Genomic DNA, 16,005 nt, shown 5'->3' on the forward strand with positions numbered 1-16,005 from the left:
GCGCTTCGCAGGCGAGCACATAGCGCGAGATCTGGTCGGTGACCGTCAGGGGGTAACAGTAGCTACCGTTGCCGAGCCTGAACTCCCCCTTGAAGTCGGTGCACCACAGATCGTTAGGGGCGGCGGCTTGCGACAATGGCGTGCCCACGGCCTTGCTCGCCCGGTTCCTCTTGCGGGCCTGGCTCACAAGGCCGTGACGGTCGAGCACGGCATGCACGGTGCTTTTGGCCGGGATACGCACATCACCGGCGAGCTTCCTGACCAGCAACTCCCTGATCTTGCGAGCGCCCCAATGCGGCTTCTCGCGCTTGGTCTCGACGATCAGCCGCTCGATCTGCTCGGGCAACTGGTTGGCGTACCTCACCGGCCGCCGCGAGCGGTCGCAAAGCGCCTCCAGCCCTTCCTCCCTATAGCGGTTGAAGATCTTGTAGCCAGTCTTGCGCGAAATCCCGAAATCCCGGCACACATCGCTCATGCCTTCTCCCTCGAGAAGGCGGGCAACGAAATGTAGACGTTCCTCCATCACCGAACACTCTCTCCACGGCATCAACACCTCCGGCCAAAAGCCAAAAGTGTTACCCATGTGTCCGGTACAAAACGTCACCTATGTCTCAGGCCGCGCAATTACTTAGATACGTCCCGATATCTGATTGGTGCCACTAAACGCAGTTGCGGGTAATGTCAGGGGTAAAAGTCGACTACCTCTTGGCTGGCGGATTACCCCTTCAAGCAGCACCATCCAGCTTCTTTGCCCACCAAGGTAGCAGTTCACTCGGATCGAACGCATATTTTTTTGTCCCTTTGAGCGTCGGCACAGCGTCTGCTCGCACCTGGGCGATGCTCCAACCTTGATAATATGGTTCGCATCCAGCCCTGAAGGCTGCGAGCAGTTGCTCTTCGTTTGAGAGCGTAAGCATAACGTCTAGCTCTCTGATGGGACAAAAGATCGGATGTCTCCTGTCTTCATCGGTCATATCAGGCTCTTTCTCATAAGAGATTTTCCTCGCCTCAGTGATTAACCGGTCACGGAGTGGGCGTGACATCTGGGTCCACGCGTCCATGGTGAGAACCACCGCTGGAGCATCGGCATCGATGTCGAATTTGATAATCCCTCGTCGGACATGTGAAAAGAATCGCCAAAGTTGAAAAATCGCCTTCGCGATCTGCGCATAGCCGTCGTTAGCGCTTTCTACAGGATCGTCGGCGTACTGAGCTTCAAAGGTAAGTTTAGTGGCCTTGCATTCAAAGACAGCGACGATGCGCCCGGCCTGCATCAAAAGGATGTCCGGTGTCTCGACCGGGTTCTTTTTGTATCTGTATTTCACTGCCGGCGCGCATTCGAATCCTGGGCAATGCGCACTGATCGATCGGCGGGCATAATCCTCGAACCGTTTCGTAGCTTCGTTGGTAATAGTGGTGCCTCCGCCTTGGAGATCATAGTACAGGCCCACAGTGGCCCGCAGGATGATAAGCGCTGGCAGCGGCGCGATATATTGCTGCCGGAGGCCTAAATCCCGGCGGATGATAGGTTTGATGCGCAGGTGGCTAGGTTGGTAGATAACAGGCAAAATTGAACGGGCGCTGGCCTCGAACTTACTCAAAAGTTGGCGCGATTCATGCCGAGCGGACCAGATGTCTGCGGAAAGGAGTTTGAGACTCTTTTCGACTGCATCCGACGAAATCCCCAAGAAACTTAAGTCATGAATTGGTGGGCTCCATGGACCCCGCATCAAATGTGCGAAATAACTGAAAGCAACTGCAAAGAAGTCAGCGATGGTCACACAGTAGATCTTTTCGAAGTAATCGGCACACTCTCCCTGCCCGTAAATGAATATGTACCGGTAAATGTCGGAAACGCTAGCAAATCTCCGTTGCCAACCAAATTGCCTATGACCAATGCGATGAACCTCCATTAATACGTTGGTTTCATCCACCCTGCCCGGCGTCTCGTCGTCTTCGACTGAGCGAAGCAGGTTTACAATGTCTGCGACCGTGTTGAATTCACGTGTGTTCAACGGTCGAGTTGGCATTCTGATTTTGGGAGTATTAAAATCTAGAGTGATGAGCGTCTCAAGGTCCCAAGGGAATGCCATGTATGTTGAGCCCAAATCTTGTGTAGCAGCCTCTTTCGGGTAGTTCAAAAATTTTGCGGCCCCGCTATTTCGTCCGTCTTGAATGGCGTGGACAGCCCAAATCATGCACAAAAAGTGCGCGTCGTCAGTTTCGGAGAGAAGCCTTCTCAACGTTGGAAGCGCTAGCGCGGGATCAATTTTATTTGTTTGTTTTGCCAAGACGTAGGTCTTTCGCGAAGACAATTATTTTCAAGCAGTGAACTAGGGCAACGGGCGGGTCGCCTGCAATCGGTTTCGATCTTTGATATAGGCTGGACTTTGGACGACGGTTGATCTCGCTAGCCGGCAATGTAGAAATGCCGCTATACGTGAATAAGAAATCGGAATGGGGGCTTCGTGAACATATTCGAACTTTATGATTTGGCGAGTTGGTACAAAACGTACCTTAAGCCCTTGAGGACTCTTTACACCGAACTGCACAACGCGACCAGCAACAACGCTAGTCAGCCGAGCAAAGTACCGATTGAGGCTCCCTTGTCGGCACTTGTGCAATTCCTAAATGAGATGGCGATTGGTCAGTTGTCCCTTCAGCAGTTAGCGCTCTTGCGCGACTTAAAAGTGCAGGAGTTGGTAGGGCCTGAGGGAGCGCGGTGGATCGGAAGCATAGTGAGGGCCGAAGCCTACGATCCCGCGACGACCAATCAAAACGTCGCCGATGCAATCGAAGCAATCAACGCTGCAGGTCAAAAGCTCAGTGGATATGCGACCGCCGTCGACCAGCTTGGTCTTGACCGTGAAAAACTATCCGACGAGGACGGACGGATAACGGTTCGAATTGGCTTTCGAAATGACGCGTCAATCCGAAATATTAAGGACTGGAAGACGTCGGCGGACGAATGGTATCAGATCGTTCGCGGGGTTGCGATGATGAGCGGAGAGGCACCCGAAGACGCCAAGGTGATCGGTGCCTCGACGGGTTCGGTAATTCTGGTCCTGTCTGTTACGTATGCTCTGAGCAGACTTCTCGCGACTATCGCGAAGCACATCACTAGCACCGCCAAGGAGGTGCTATCGCTTCAAGCAGCACTGGAAAACTTGCGACAGCAGAAAATCCTGACGAAAACTATGGAAGCCGAATTTGATAGGCTCCGGAACGAAGCGAGAGCAGGAGCCGAAAAGCGCATCGAGGCGCAGATTGCGGCCATGGTGCCGGGCGCTGTCGATGGGGACAAAACCAACGCGTTGGGCAAAGCCATTCAGAAACTACTCCGGTTTGGAGAGAGCGGGGGAGAAATTGATTTCGTCGCTCCTCCCCCGCCAGATGAAAACACGGAAGACAACGGGGCCGATGGTGATGGCGAAACGAAAGAGTTGATTGCCGCTATCTTGGGGGCTCGCAACGCAATTCTGCCTTACCAACAAGAGCGCGAGGCGGTGAAACTGCTGTCCGATAAAGCCGGTGGCGGCGGCCCCGGATGGTAGTTCTCACAGCAGATTTACGGACGTGCATTGGACGGCACTTTGCCCCTGCCATTCCCCTGCTCGCACCCATTTGCGTCTTGGCAATCGTTAGTTGTTGAAACTACAAGGAATTCACGTTTGCTGAGCAGTACCAGCGGCTCTTTGAATGTTTGCTGCTCATACCTGGAGGAGAAGCTGTCGCAGCCGGCTGGTGTCGTTGAGGTCCGAACATCCATGTGACGTTATTCGCCAAAATGGAATGAACCCTTGGCGTCCTTGGCGTTATAGACCCCATGCAGTATTCTAGATTCCCGCCTTCAAGGGCATCGACGTCAGGTCATCCCCGATTTCCACAGGGTCGGGCCGTCAAGAGCGGTGGCACATCAATTCAAACGCATATAACTGCATCGGAAACCATGGGAGTTTCCGTTGGAGCAGAAACGCACGACCGCCCCCTTCATCAACGGGATGTTTGGCGGCCTTATCGTCTTCGCCTTCGCGTTCGGTTTTCGTTTGCTGACAAGTCCCGACCCCGATCCAACATCAAGAGCAACGACAAGCCTTTCCGTACTGGCCTTCGCCATTTGTTTCGGCGCAGCCTTCCTGCGCGAGCACCGGCGCCAGATTGCCGCCGCCAGAGAATATCTTAGCCGCCCAAGAACGTTTTAGGGCCACGCGTTCCGTCCCCGTCGGGAACCACAAACGTCGCGTGAAATTGCCGGCTTAATCTGACGCCAGATTGCGCTTTGGCATCTCATACCAAGAGACGCCGAGCCCATTAGTGCCTAGCCCTTACAGCCATCATTTCGGCCCCTCTCCGGCTCCGGCCATTTAACAGCATTCGATTAAATTGCCCCTGTGTATATTAGCACTCGCTCAATTAAGCGCGCCGACAATGCCCCGTGGCGGGCCAAACCAACGGGTGTTGTCATGCGAAGTGATTTCGCCGCGGCGCGCGAGCTTTTGGAGTGCGCACAAAACCGCCTCTGCGGCGCAGATGAAACGAGCCGACGCGTCAACGAGGTCCTCGACGCGCTGATTGAAGAAATAGCCATCGCGGAATTCCGCAAGGCGCCACTGACGGTCGTGCCGTTTCCGCGTGCGCGGCCGCCCAAGCATGTTCGATAGAGCGCTGATCGCCCGCGTCGCCGAAGAGCCGGCAGCTGGTGTTTCCGCAATCGCCTGTTCGAGCGTCGTTGAACGATCAATCGGTTGACGATAAAGTTGCTGGACACCGGTGCTCTGAACCCGGAGCTGATCCATGTCACACTGTGGAGATGTCTACGAGAACAAGGTGACCGGCGAATATGCCGTCATCCTGCGTGGCACAGAAGACCGCGGCCAGGGACCTGGCATCGCTCATCTGACCGCCCGGCCGGGAGCCGCAGTGGTGGGCGAGCACTTCCACCCGAACCTGACGGAACGGTTTACCGTCCTCCGTGGCCGTCTCGACGCTTGCATCGCCGGGAAGACTTTGTCCCTGGAGCCTGGCCAATCCGCCACGGTCGAAGCAGGCGTCGCACATGATTGGTGGAACAGCAGCAAAACCGAAGAAGCGCATGTCCTGGTCGAAGTCGACCGGGCGCCAGGTGCGGACAATGTCGACCCGAACCGTTTCGAGCTGCTGATCGGCATGCTCTTCGGCCTGGCCAATGCCGGCAAGGTGGACAGAAAAGGTAGACCTTCGCCGCTTCAGGCAGCAGTCATCGCCAGGGAATTTGCCGACGTGATCGTCTTCACGCACCCGCCACCTGCGATTCAGCGAGTGGCGCTGGCGATCCTGGCGCCACTCGGCCATCTGCTCGGCTATCGCGCGATCGACCCGGACTACTGCAAGCCGCACGGGCATGTCACGCCGGCTCCTGAAATCCTCGCTCGAGCAGGCCTAGTAGCCGGATGATCGGGGTCCATATTGGGCGCCCGGCATTTTTGTCGGCTGGATGCTGCCATGTCGCGAACTCTGATCGTCGTTGGTCTCAGCATAGTCGCCTTAGGCCTGCTGTGGCCTTGGTTGGCTCGGACCGGCCTTGGCAGGCTGCCCGGCGATATCGTGATCGAGCGTGAGAACTTCAGGCTTTATGTCCCTATCACCACGGGGATACTGGTCAGCATCGTGCTCTCGGCCATTCTATGGCTGATCAACCGGTAGGCGATGCTCCGGCTGCGGCGATTTGTGTTGCAGGCTCAACTCGCCCTTGATCTTCTTACACTCCGATCGCCGCCACCAAAATCCGGTTCTGCCGTCGTATCGCCGCCCGCAACTCGGCAATCCTCGCCTCCTCGCGCTTCACGAATTCGATGAACATCATGTTCATGTTGTTGAAGATGAGTTCGCCGAGTGCCGGCCCGTCGATGTCGCGACGCACCAGCCCGAGCGCCTGCAGGCGGACGATCAGCGCGCGGATCTGCTCGGTCAGGGCGCGGTCCAGCCCGGTATAAGCCTGGCCGAACGGGCTGTCGGGCAGCTGCGTCGAGATCGCCATCGCCTGCCGCCACATCTCCTTGCTGAGATAATGCAGCGAGTGCTCGATATAGATGCCGAGCAGCGTATCGAGAGCGTCGCCGACATTGGCCGGCGGGTTGGCGACGACGCCGCGCCCGGCATTCAGCACCTCATTGACCTCCATCGAGACGATGGCGCCGAGGATGTCGCCCTTGTTCTGGTAGTAATTGTAGATGGTGCCGACCGAGACTTCGGCCTGCGCCGCGATGGTCTCGATCTTGGCGCCTTCATAACCGGCATCGCGGAAAAGCGCCGCCGCCGCCTCGATGATGCGGCGGTGCCGATCCGCCTTCTGCCTTGCCCGCAATCCGCTCATAACGGCTGTTTGCCACAAAATCAGAATTGACTCAATTCTAGAATTGGTTCAATTTTTTCTACAAGCCAAAAAGGCAAGGGAGAACACTCGATGTCCGTCAATCCAAAGACCCCCAATCCAACCGTCAGGAATCCGCTTTCCGTTCTGAAGAGCCATCTCCAAGGCGCGTGTGCCGCGGCAGCACTGCTGCTGGCGGCGGGCAGCCTCGCTCAGGCGCAGGATCTCAACGCGCTGATCTGGTGCGATCACGCCGATCCGGCGCTGCTGCAGCCGTTCGAGGAAGCGAACGGCGTCAAGGTCAATGTCAAGGAGTTTGAAGGCACGGGCGCCGGCCTGGCGATCGTCGAACAATCGCAGCCCGGCGACTGGGACGTGATGGTGATCGACAGCATCGACATACCGCGCGGCGTCGAAAAAGGCCTGTTCGAGCCGCTGCCGGAAGACAAGCTGCCGCTGGCCGATCTGTTTCCGCAGGTGAAGATGGACAGCTCCACCGTCGTTGACGGCAAGCGTTACGGCATCACCGAAAAGTTCGGCTACAACACGATCGGCTACAACAAGACTAAGGTCGACCCGGCCGACATGCAGACGATGGCGGCGCTGACCGGCGACAAATACAAGGGCAAGATCGCCATCTACGATTATTACCTGCCGGTCATCGGCATGGCCGCACTGGCGATCGGCAAAAAGACCGCCGACCTGACCGAAGCCGACCTTCCCGCCATCAAGGAAGAGTTGCTCAAAATGAAGGCCAACGCCAAGCTGGTCGGCGAAGTGACCGCCAGCCAGACGGCGCTGGCGACCGGCGAGGTCGACATTCTGGTCGGCGGCGGCGAATGGGTGACGGCGGGGCTGGCCAAGGAAAACCCTGCCCTGGACTTCTCTATCCCGAAAGAAGGCGCCGTGCTGTGGTCGCAGTCGCTGGCAATGTTCAAGGATTCCAAGAACAAGGAGCTGGCGCTTAAATTCATCCAGCACATTATGAGCCCCGAAGGCCAGGCGCGGCTCGCCACCTCGTCCTGCTATTGGGGCATGCCGGCCAACAGCAAGGCGGCGTTGAGCGACGAGCAGAAGAAGATCCTGCGCTTTGACGAGCAGCCGGAATTCCTCGCCCGCGCCCAGTCCTATCCTGCGCCGAACGCCGACCTCGACAAGAAGATGCAGGACGTCTGGACCGAAATGCTGCAGGCGCAATGACCGGCTGCCGGTCGTGAACGCCGTCAACAGTGGGCGTGCCCTGCCCTGGGCGCTGGTCACGCCGGCGCTCGGCTGGACGCTGCTGTTCTTCGTGCTGCCCTTCGTCGCCATGGCGGTATCCAGCCTGACGGCACATGAAGGCGGCGGCTTCACGCTGTCCAACTACAGCCAGTTCTTTGCCAATCCGTCCTACTGGCAGGCGATGGTGAACTCGCTGCAGGTCACAGCGATCGTCACCGTGATCTCCGTGCTGCTCGCCTATCCTTTTGCCTGGATCCTGGCCGAGCAGGTGCCGGAGCGCTGGCAGCGGCTGGCGCTGATGCTGGCAGTGCTGCCGTTCTGGACCTCCTATGTCGTGCGCTCCTATTCGTGGCTGCTGGTGCTGGCGCAGAACGGCGTCGTCAACCATGCGTTGACCGGCTCCGGCCTGTTCAGCGAACCGCTGCAGCTCGCCAATACGCGGCTGGCCACCGTCATCGGCTTCGTGCATTTCTTCGTCATGCTGTTGACGCTGACGATCTTCGCCAATCTGAAGCAGCTCAGCCCCAGCTATCGCAAGGCCGCCGCCGACCTCGGCGCCGGGCCGGTTCGGACTTTCCTGCATGTCGTTCTGCCGCTGACGCTCCCCGGTATCATGGTCGGCGCCTTCCTCACCTTCGTGCTGTGCATCGGCGACTACATCACGCCGCAGATCCTCGGCGGCAACAACGAGCTTTTGATGCCGCAGCTCGTCATGATGCAGATCGGCCGGCGCGGCGACTTTCCGCTCGCTTCGGCGTTGTCGATCATCCTGATGGCGGTGGTCACCATTGCCTATCTCGCCTGCTCCCGCTGGCTGAAGATCGAGCGGGCCTGACCATGCGCGCGCTCATCCGCCTCGTCTCCGGCCTTTACGCCATCGCAATCTACGGCTTCATCTTTCTACCGGTCATCGTTCTGGTGCTGTTTTCGCTGCAGGCAACGTCGTTTCCGATCCCGCCCTTCACCGGACCGTCGCTGCGCTGGTACGAGGCCGTGCTCGCCGACACGCGGCTGACTTCGGCTCTGGTCAATTCGCTGCTGGTGGCGGTCGTCTCCTCGGCTGCCGCCGTCACGTTGGGCTTTCTCTCCGCCTGGGGTTTTGCGCGCTTCGCTTTGCCGGGCTCGGGCCTGATGCGCGGGCTGATCACCTTGCCACTGACCGTCAGCTATCTCATCATCGGCATGGGGCTGCTGGTGCTGTTCAACTGGGCCGGCGTGCCGAAGTCGCTCATTGCCGCCGGCATCGGCCACGTGGTGATCAACCTGCCGCTCTGCTTTGCCATCGTCTACAGCCAGATGGGCGACCACCAGATCAACATCGAGCGCGCCGCGCGCGACCTCGGCGCGCCCGAATGGAAGGTGCTGCTGCTGATCACCGTGCCTGTCATGGCACCGGCGATCTTCGCCGGTTTCTTTCTGTCGATGACCTTCTCCTGGGACGAATTCGTCATCTCGTTCCTGTTGACGCGCTTCGATACGACGCTGCCGGTCGAGATCTGGAACCTGCTGCGCTCCGGCCTCAATCCCAAGACCAACGCCGTCGGCTCGCTGGTCTTCGCCGTCTCCATCGTGCTGGTGGTATTGTTCGAGCTGATGCTGTTGCGGAGGAAGCCGGCATGAGTGCGCCACTGGTCGATATAAGCTCCGTCTCGCATCGCTTCGGCCAGCATACCGTGCTGAAGAACGTCTCGCTGACGATCGAGCCTGGCAGCTACACGATCCTGCTCGGGCCGTCCGGGTCCGGCAAGACGACGCTTCTGTCCATCCTCGGCGGCTTCGTCACGCCGAGCGAAGGCAAGGTGCTGATCCGCGGCGAGGACTGCACTGCCGTGCCACCGGCGAAGCGGCCGACGACGACCGTGTTCCAGGACTACGCGCTGTTTCCGCATATGAGCGTCGGCAGCAATGTCGGCTTCGGCCTGCGCATGCGGGGTGTCGATGCCGCAACCCGGGCAGCAAGGGCGCGCGAGGCGCTGGCGCTGGTTGGGCTGGCCACTGCCTTCGACAAGAAGCCGCACCAGCTTTCCGGCGGTCAGCGGCAGCGCGTGGCACTGGCGCGCGCCCTGGTGGTCGAGCCGGCGGTGCTGTTGCTCGACGAGCCGCTCGGCGCGCTCGACCTGAAATTGCGCCGGCAGATGCAGGACGAGTTGAAGGCGATCCAGAAACGCGTCGGCACCGCCTTCATCCACGTCACTCACGATCAGGAAGAGGCGATGGCGCTGGCCGATCATTGCGTGGTGATGAATGACGGGCGCATCGAGGACGAAGGACCGCCCGAGCGCGTCTATGCCCGGCCAGCGACGCGCTTTTCCGCGACTTTCATGGGCGAAAGCACGCTGATATCGGGAACGGTGACCGAGGCGAAGAGCGGCAAAATCGCCGTCACCACGAAGCTTGGGTCGCTCTCGCTGCCCGGCACATTGCCGCCCGGCTTGGCCGTTGCGCTGGCCATCCGCCCGGAGCATCTTGTTCTCGGCGCTGCAGGCGGTGCTGTGGCGCTTGGCATGGTCAAGGTCAGCGACGTCGTCTTCCAGGGCAGCTTCAAGCGTGTGCTGGGGACCTCCACGACCGACCCGGCGCTGCACTTCATCGCCAAGGTCGCGGCCGCATCGGCCGTCCAGCCGGGCGACGTTGTCGCGGTATCGTGCGATGCTGGCGACATCATCCTGCTTGCGGACCAAACATGAGCACGCTTCCAATCATCGACGCTCCTGACTGGTACGAAAGTATCCGCATGGGCGATGGCGTGACGCTGATCCACGAGCCGTGGATCAAGCCGTTCTTCCGCTGCAACATCTGGCATGTGCGCGGCCGCGACCGCGATCTTCTGTTCGATACCGGCCTCGGCCATTTCAGCCTGCGCCGCCACGTGCCGCTGGTCACGGAGCGCAAGCTCACCTGCGTGGCCAGTCACACCCATTTCGATCATATCGGCTGCCATCACGAATTTCCCGACCGCTGCGTGCACCCGGCCGAGGCCGAAATCCTCGCCGATCCACGCAACGAATGGACGGTTGCCGACCGCTATGCCACTGACGAGATGTTCGACGGCATGCCGCAAGGCTGGGACACCAAGCGCTACCAGATCCTGCCCGCACCAGCCGGCCGGTTGCTCGAGCAAGGCGACATGGTCGATCTCGGCGACCGTGCCTTCGAGGTCATCCACACGCCCGGCCATTCACCCGGCGGCATTGCGCTCTACGAAAACAGGACGGGCATCCTGTTTTCCGGCGACATCATCTATGACGGCCCGCTGATCGACGACGTCTATCACTCCGATATCGACGATTATGTCGAAACGCTGCTGCGCATGCGCGATCTCGATGTCTCGGTCGTGCACGGCGGCCATTTCCCGAGCTTCGGCAAAGTCCGCTATCGCCAGCTTGTCGACGAGTATCTCGCGCAAAAGCGCCAGGCCGGCTGCCATCTGTTGCAAGCCCGATAAGCACTGGCGCTGTGGCGTCAAAGCGCCCTTTGCGGACAGGGTGTCCCCGCCGCGTCGCCGCAGCGCGAGGCCGTGGGCTCGGGTCTAAAGCTCTTTTCCTCCGCCTGGCGCACCAGTTCCGCGAAAGCCAGGGCAAAACTTGCCAGCATCAGGAAGACAATAATCAAGCGTGCCAGCGGCAATAGATCGGCCTCGACTGGTTAGCCCCCACGCCGCCCGTCCGCTGCCGGCTAACATGATCGATATGGCTTTACGAGAGTTTAAGGCGAGTCTTAACCATCACATCATTTTGTCCTCCGACATGATGCGCGAGTGCGGCTTGTTTGGTCGCCATCTCCAGGCACCTCCCTCCCTTTGCAGAAATGCCCACCCATGCTAACCCGGCGCTGGCGCGGCCCAGCAACCGGTCGCCGCCAATCGGTCGCCAGACGGTCGTCGCCAATCGGTTGTCGTTGAGAGCCATGAGCAAAACCGCCAGCCGTTTCGCCTTCGTCTCATCCGGTACAGCCGACGCCAATGCAGCGCTGGAAAGCCTCTCTGCGCGTTACGGCCAGGCCTCCGTCGAAGAAGCCGGGATCGTCGTGGCGCTCGGCGGCGACGGCTTTCTGCTGCAGACCCTGCGTGAGACGATGAGCACGGGAAAGAAGGTCTACGGCATGAACCGTGGCACCATCGGTTTTCTGATGAACGAATACCGCGCCAGCGGCTTGACCGGGCGCATCGCGGCGGCCGTTGCCGAAACGATCCGTCCGCTGGAGATGCAGGCGGTGACGGCCGAAGGCGAGACGATTTCGGCGCTCGCGATCAACGAGGTCGCGCTTTGGCGCCAGTCGTACCAGACGGCCAAGATCCGCATCACCGTGGATGGGCAAGAGCGGCTGGAGGAATTGCACTGCGACGGCGTGATGATTGCGACGCCGGCCGGCTCGACCGCATATAATCTGTCGGCGCACGGGCCGATCCTGCCGCTCGACGCTCCGCTGCTGGCGCTGACCCCGGTCAGCCCGTTTCGTCCGCGCCGCTGGCGCGGCGCGCTGCTCTCCAACAAGGCGATCGTGCGTTTCGACATTCTGGAGCCGGAAAAGCGGCCGGTGAACGCCGCCGCCGACCACACCGAGGTCAAGGCGGTGACGACGGTCACGGTGAGGGAATCGCCGACGGCAACGGCGACGCTGCTGTTCGATCCCAACCATTCGTGGAACGAGCGCATTCTCGCCGAACAGTTCAGGTATTGAACAGACCGTGCAAATAAAAACCCGGCACGAGGCCGGGTTCCTATTTGACAACACAAGTGTTGCGGCGGCCGATCGTTGCGATCAGAACTTGTAATTCAAGCCGATGACTCCGGTGTGTATGCGGACCTTTGCTTCGACATTCAGGCCGGTGTCGACTGTATAATCGCTCTTGCCCAGATCGAAATATTTGTATTCGCCCTTAAGCGACCAGTGATCGGTAAAGGCATATTCCAGGCCCGCGCCCAGGGTCCAGCCTGCTCTGGTTTTCGAGGTGCCGTTGGTCCCGATCGGACCGCTTGTGCTAATCTCAACCCTGCCGAAGCCGAGACCGCCGGTACCGTAGATCAGCAGCCTATCCATCGCATAGCCAATTCGGCCACGCAGCGATCCGAGCATCTTTACATCGGAATCGCAAGAGAAGGTGGGGTTCGGACAGTCCGTGCCGCCATCGATATGGGCGGCCGAGATGTCCGCCTCGACGCCATAGACTATATTTCCGCTCTGGAAATTGTAACCGGCCTGGACGCCGCCCAGGGCGCCGCTGCCATCATGATCAGCCGTCCCGCCACCAGTATATTCCCAGTCTACTTTGCTGCTGCCACCGCCGACATGTGCGCCTAGATAGAGGCCCGTCCAATTATACGTTGATGCGACCGGCAACTCCACGACATCGGCCGCGATCGCCGGAGTCAAGGCCGCTGCCAGAAACGCAGCGGAGAGAAAAGCTTTCTTCATAATGTGGCCCCCTTAGCCAAGAAAATGGATGAATCGTTTGTGGCTAGTTTTCTGAGTTATTTCAAATCTCAAATGATACTTTGGCGTGTGGTCAGAATGAATGCACCCTGGCGTTGCTGATCTGCAACACCTGCGCTGGTGCGAGAATCTCGCCTTGCTGAACAGCAGGCCATCGACGAGCGGTAACCATCGCGATTAAGCTTACGGCTTCACAATCGCGCCAATGCCGCCCGTTTGTGTTGACAAATCGTGGGCTTGCGCCTACCTGCAGTACCGATCTTGCAGGCGCGCGGCGCTTGCCGCGACTGCATATGTTGCGCCCCCGAACCAGCCAAAGACAGCCAAACTTGTCCTCAGACACCCAGATCGCTCAAGAAGCGTTGACCTTCGCAGACCTCGGCCTGTCGCCGAAGGTCCTTTCCGCAGTTACCGATGCCGGCTACACCGAGCCGACGCCGATCCAGGCTGGTGCTATCCCGCACGCCTTGCTCGGCAAGGACGTGCTGGGCATTGCCCAGACCGGCACCGGCAAGACGGCGTCCTTCGTCCTGCCGATGCTCACCCGGCTGGAAAAGGGCCGCGCCCGCGCGCGCATGCCGCGCACGCTGATCCTCGAGCCGACGCGCGAGCTCGCCGCGCAGGTCGAGGAAAACTTCGTCAAATACGGCAAGAACCACAAGCTCAACATCGCACTGCTGATCGGCGGCGTGTCCTTCGACGAGCAGGACAAGAAGCTCGAGCGCGGCGCCGATGTGCTGATCGCGACCCCCGGCCGCCTGCTCGACCATCGCGAGCGCGGCAAGCTCCTGCTCAACGGCGTCGAGATCCTCGTCATCGACGAGGCCGACCGCATGCTCGACATGGGCTTCATCCCCGACATCGAGCGTATCTGCGAGATGATTCCGTTCACCAGGCAGACGCTGTTCTTCTCGGCGACGATGCCACCGGAAATCACCAAGCTCACCGAGAAATTCCTGCACGCACCGGTGCGCGTCGAAGTGTCGAAGGCAGCATCGGCCGCCACCAACATCACCCAGCGGCTGGTGAAATCCGGCCCGAAACCCTGGGACAAGCGCGAGACGCTGCGCAATCTGATGAAAGCCGAGGATGCCGAGCTGAAGAACGCCATCATCTTCTGCAACCGCAAGATCGAGGTATCGGAGCTGTTCCGCTCGCTGCTGAAATATGACTTCGACGCCGGCGCCCTGCACGGCGACATGGACCAGCGCGCGCGCATGCAGATGCTGGCCAATTTCCGTGACGGCAAGCTGCGCTACCTCGTTGCTTCGGATGTCGCGGCGCGCGGCCTCGACATTCCCGATGTCAGCCATGTCTTCAATTACGACGTGCCGATCCACGCGGAGGATTACGTCCACCGCATCGGCCGTACCGGCCGCGCCGGGCGCTCGGGCAAATCCTTCACCATCGCGACCAAGTCGGACACCAAATACATCGACGCCATCGAGCGGCTGATCGGCACGAAGATCGAGTGGCATGACGGCGATTTGTCGACGGTCGTTGCCAGCGAAGGCGGCGAGGATGAGGCCCCGCGCCGTGGCCGCGGTGCGCCACGCCGTGCCGGCCGCAAGGACGACGCCAAGGACAGGGGCGAGCGCAAACCGCGTGAACGCCACGCCAGGCGCAGCGAAGAAGCAGCGCCGGAAGCAGTTAGCGAAGAACAGCCGGTCGTGGCCGAGGCCACCGTCGCCGACATCGACGAGCGGCGTACCCGCAAAGAGGCGATCCGCTCGGAAAACAGCGAGCGCCAGGCTTCACCTGAACGCAAGGCTTCGCCCGATCGCAACGAACGGCGCGCGCCGGAACGGGGCGACACCAGGCCGCAGCGCGAGCGCCCTGCCCGCCAGCGCCAGGAAGACAATGACGCGACCGTCGGCTTCGGCGACGACATGCCGGCCTTCATGCGGATCGTCGCCAAGGTCTGACACGGCTCGCGCGCGGCCCCGCCGACGCGCGAAGCACCCTCTTTTGAGAAGTACTGCTCTCGGTAATCTTGTGGCGTTGCTGCGAGGCGGTCGATTTTGGTGCTGCCGGCGATCCGTATGCCGCTAGGCTCGCTATGTAGCTAAAGATCCCTGAGTTCCAGGCGGGATGCCAGCAGGTCCAGAAAAGCGCGAACTTTGGCTGAGGACGACCTGCCTTCCGGCCACACGGCGTGTATCGGCACCGGCACCGGCTCGAATTCGGTTAGAACCAGTTCCAGGCGGCCATCGTCCACCAGGTGCTTTACCTGCCAAAGCGGCGAGTAGCCCAGACCCAATCCGTGAACCGCGGCCGCATAGATCGATATCATCAAATTCGACCGGAAGGTACCCGCGACCTTCACCGGCCGGGGCTTGCCTTCAATCTGAAACATCCATTCGCCTGGGCGGCCGTCGACGGTTCGTACGATGCATTGATGCTCACGCAATTCGAGCGGATGGGCCGGTCGGCCGTGTTGCTGGAAGTAGGCAGGTGCGCCGAACACCACGCGCCGCAGCGCGCCCAGGCGCTTCGCACGTAAATTGGAATCCGGCAAATTGCCGATTCGGACAGCCAAATCGAGGCGCTCGGCATCGAGATCGACAAATTCATCGGAAAGCTGGAGGTCAACCTCGACCCGGGGATATGTCCGCATATAATCGGCGATGACCGGCACGAGGAAGTCCGGGCCGAACAGAACCGGGGCACTGACACGCAGGATGCCCCATGGCTCCGACCGTCGATTGGCCGCCTGAAGCCTGGCTTCGTTAATTTCCTCGACGGCGGGTTTGATGCGCTGGAAAAAGGCCGCTCCGGCTTCGCTCGGCGTCGAGCGGCGTGTCGTCCTGTGCAGAAGCTCGACCCCGATTGATTCCTCCAATGTCGCCAGGGACCGGCTGACCGACTGCAGTGAGCGGTTCAGCCGGCGTGCGGCAGCCGTCAGACTGCCATGCTCGACAATGGCAATGAAGGCTTCGAAATCATCTATCCGGCTCATCGCTCATCGCTCCTTTCTACCGAAAATCGGGAGAACCTATCGC

Annotated in this window: 17 protein-coding genes; 11 read left to right on the top strand and 6 right to left on the bottom strand. The window is 60.1% G+C overall.

From position 1 onward, the window contains the following. Together NKH04_RS23365 and NKH04_RS23370 are read right to left on the bottom strand one after the other, a co-directional pair. A partial coding sequence (locus tag NKH04_RS23365; RefSeq protein ID WP_353045043.1) for a helix-turn-helix domain-containing protein occupies positions 1 to 547 on the bottom strand: 547 nt, incomplete at its 3' end. Positions 548 to 725: 178 nt separating this feature from the next. Then, the gene (locus NKH04_RS23370) at positions 726 to 2,291 is read right to left on the bottom strand and encodes a hypothetical protein (protein WP_352970556.1); all 1,566 of its coding nucleotides are present in this window, start codon (positions 2,289 to 2,291) and stop codon (positions 726 to 728) included. Positions 2,292 to 2,468: 177 nt separating this feature from the next. Between NKH04_RS23370 and NKH04_RS23375 the strand changes: the two genes are divergently transcribed. After that, complete coding sequence (locus tag NKH04_RS23375) at positions 2,469 to 3,554, top strand: hypothetical protein (protein ID WP_353045044.1); 1,086 nt, start codon at positions 2,469 to 2,471, stop codon at positions 3,552 to 3,554. Positions 3,555 to 3,962: 408 nt separating this feature from the next. Further along, the gene (locus NKH04_RS23380; RefSeq protein ID WP_352541361.1) at positions 3,963 to 4,202 is read left to right on the top strand and encodes a hypothetical protein; all 240 of its coding nucleotides are present in this window, start codon (positions 3,963 to 3,965) and stop codon (positions 4,200 to 4,202) included. 207 nt (positions 4,203 to 4,409) lie between these two features. Here the strand turns inward: NKH04_RS23380 and NKH04_RS23385 are convergent, their stop codons facing one another. Then, the gene (locus NKH04_RS23385; protein WP_352970552.1) at positions 4,410 to 4,796 is read right to left on the bottom strand and encodes a hypothetical protein; all 387 of its coding nucleotides are present in this window, start codon (positions 4,794 to 4,796) and stop codon (positions 4,410 to 4,412) included. On the opposite strand from NKH04_RS23385, the gene NKH04_RS23390 reads away from it, so the two are divergent. Both NKH04_RS23390 and NKH04_RS23395 read left to right on the top strand, forming a co-directional pair. Then, positions 4,795 to 5,433 (top strand): cupin domain-containing protein, encoded by a 639-nt coding sequence (locus NKH04_RS23390; RefSeq protein WP_352472779.1) that lies wholly within the window; start codon positions 4,795 to 4,797, stop codon positions 5,431 to 5,433. The genes NKH04_RS23385 and NKH04_RS23390 overlap by 2 nt on opposite strands. 48 nt (positions 5,434 to 5,481) lie before the next feature. Then, entirely contained in the window at positions 5,482 to 5,682 is a 201-nt protein-coding gene (locus NKH04_RS23395; protein WP_352457462.1) for a DUF2905 domain-containing protein, read from the top strand. 55 nt (positions 5,683 to 5,737) lie between these two features. On the opposite strand, the gene NKH04_RS23400 is transcribed toward NKH04_RS23395, so the two are convergent. Next, entirely contained in the window at positions 5,738 to 6,352 is a 615-nt protein-coding gene (locus tag NKH04_RS23400) for a TetR/AcrR family transcriptional regulator (protein ID WP_352702335.1), read from the bottom strand. 90 nt (positions 6,353 to 6,442) lie between these two features. Here NKH04_RS23400 and NKH04_RS23405 point away from each other — a divergent pair, with 90 nt between their 5' ends. The 6 genes from NKH04_RS23405 (at position 6,443) to NKH04_RS23430 (ending at position 12,250) form a co-directional block, all read left to right on the top strand. Then, positions 6,443 to 7,549 carry a polyamine ABC transporter substrate-binding protein gene (locus NKH04_RS23405; protein ID WP_352970549.1) on the top strand — a complete coding sequence of 369 codons (1,107 nt, stop codon included), beginning with the start codon at positions 6,443 to 6,445 and terminating at the stop codon, positions 7,547 to 7,549. 13 nt (positions 7,550 to 7,562) lie between these two features. Next, positions 7,563 to 8,405 (top strand): ABC transporter permease, encoded by an 843-nt coding sequence (locus tag NKH04_RS23410; RefSeq protein ID WP_352472776.1) that lies wholly within the window; start codon positions 7,563 to 7,565, stop codon positions 8,403 to 8,405. Between the two features lie 2 nt (positions 8,406 to 8,407). After that, the gene (locus NKH04_RS23415; protein ID WP_352451075.1) at positions 8,408 to 9,190 is read left to right on the top strand and encodes an ABC transporter permease; all 783 of its coding nucleotides are present in this window, start codon (positions 8,408 to 8,410) and stop codon (positions 9,188 to 9,190) included. After that, positions 9,187 to 10,257 (top strand): ABC transporter ATP-binding protein, encoded by a 1,071-nt coding sequence (locus NKH04_RS23420; RefSeq protein WP_352835930.1) that lies wholly within the window; start codon positions 9,187 to 9,189, stop codon positions 10,255 to 10,257. Before NKH04_RS23415 ends, NKH04_RS23420 begins: the two co-directional genes overlap by 4 nt. Then, positions 10,254 to 11,015, top strand: coding sequence for an MBL fold metallo-hydrolase (locus NKH04_RS23425; protein WP_352970545.1), 762 nt, complete (start codon positions 10,254 to 10,256; stop codon positions 11,013 to 11,015). The genes NKH04_RS23420 and NKH04_RS23425 overlap by 4 nt, the downstream gene beginning before the upstream one ends. A gap of 461 nt (positions 11,016 to 11,476) precedes the next feature. Further along, complete coding sequence (locus NKH04_RS23430) at positions 11,477 to 12,250, top strand: NAD kinase (protein ID WP_023679915.1); 774 nt, start codon at positions 11,477 to 11,479, stop codon at positions 12,248 to 12,250. A gap of 81 nt (positions 12,251 to 12,331) precedes the next feature. Here the strand turns inward: NKH04_RS23430 and NKH04_RS23435 are convergent, their stop codons facing one another. After that, positions 12,332 to 12,985 carry an outer membrane protein gene (locus tag NKH04_RS23435; RefSeq protein ID WP_352451078.1) on the bottom strand — a complete coding sequence of 218 codons (654 nt, stop codon included), beginning with the start codon at positions 12,983 to 12,985 and terminating at the stop codon, positions 12,332 to 12,334. A 347-nt stretch (positions 12,986 to 13,332) separates the two neighbouring features. Between NKH04_RS23435 and NKH04_RS23440 the strand changes: the two genes are divergently transcribed. After that, the gene (locus NKH04_RS23440; RefSeq protein ID WP_352970542.1) at positions 13,333 to 14,928 is read left to right on the top strand and encodes a DEAD/DEAH box helicase; all 1,596 of its coding nucleotides are present in this window, start codon (positions 13,333 to 13,335) and stop codon (positions 14,926 to 14,928) included. A 140-nt stretch (positions 14,929 to 15,068) separates the two neighbouring features. Here NKH04_RS23440 and NKH04_RS23445 read toward each other — a convergent pair whose 3' ends face one another. Continuing rightward, complete coding sequence (locus NKH04_RS23445) at positions 15,069 to 15,962, bottom strand: LysR family transcriptional regulator (protein WP_352472770.1); 894 nt, start codon at positions 15,960 to 15,962, stop codon at positions 15,069 to 15,071. Positions 15,963 to 16,005 lie beyond the last annotated feature (43 nt).

This window comes from Mesorhizobium sp. M1365 (genome assembly GCF_040317865.1).
Taxonomy (GTDB): Bacteria; Pseudomonadota; Alphaproteobacteria; order Rhizobiales; family Rhizobiaceae; genus Mesorhizobium.

What these genes read in the sequence shown, in the direction of transcription:
- NKH04_RS23420 (WP_352835930.1), top strand. Translation starts at nt 9,187, where the DNA reads ATGAGTGCGCCACTGGTCGATATAAGCTCCGTCTCGCATCGCTTCGGC.
- NKH04_RS23400 (WP_352702335.1), bottom strand. Translation starts at nt 6,352, where the DNA reads ATGAGCGGATTGCGGGCAAGGCAGAAGGCGGATCGGCACCGCCGCATC.
- NKH04_RS23405 (WP_352970549.1), top strand. Translation starts at nt 6,443, where the DNA reads ATGTCCGTCAATCCAAAGACCCCCAATCCAACCGTCAGGAATCCGCTT.
- NKH04_RS23395 (WP_352457462.1), top strand. Translation starts at nt 5,482, where the DNA reads ATGTCGCGAACTCTGATCGTCGTTGGTCTCAGCATAGTCGCCTTAGGC.
- NKH04_RS23425 (WP_352970545.1), top strand. Translation starts at nt 10,254, where the DNA reads ATGAGCACGCTTCCAATCATCGACGCTCCTGACTGGTACGAAAGTATC.
- NKH04_RS23435 (WP_352451078.1), bottom strand. Translation starts at nt 12,985, where the DNA reads ATGAAGAAAGCTTTTCTCTCCGCTGCGTTTCTGGCAGCGGCCTTGACT.
- NKH04_RS23430 (WP_023679915.1), top strand. Translation starts at nt 11,477, where the DNA reads ATGAGCAAAACCGCCAGCCGTTTCGCCTTCGTCTCATCCGGTACAGCC.
- NKH04_RS23385 (WP_352970552.1), bottom strand. Translation starts at nt 4,796, where the DNA reads ATGGATCAGCTCCGGGTTCAGAGCACCGGTGTCCAGCAACTTTATCGT.
- NKH04_RS23390 (WP_352472779.1), top strand. Translation starts at nt 4,795, where the DNA reads ATGTCACACTGTGGAGATGTCTACGAGAACAAGGTGACCGGCGAATAT.
- NKH04_RS23445 (WP_352472770.1), bottom strand. Translation starts at nt 15,962, where the DNA reads ATGAGCCGGATAGATGATTTCGAAGCCTTCATTGCCATTGTCGAGCAT.
- NKH04_RS23415 (WP_352451075.1), top strand. Translation starts at nt 8,408, where the DNA reads ATGCGCGCGCTCATCCGCCTCGTCTCCGGCCTTTACGCCATCGCAATC.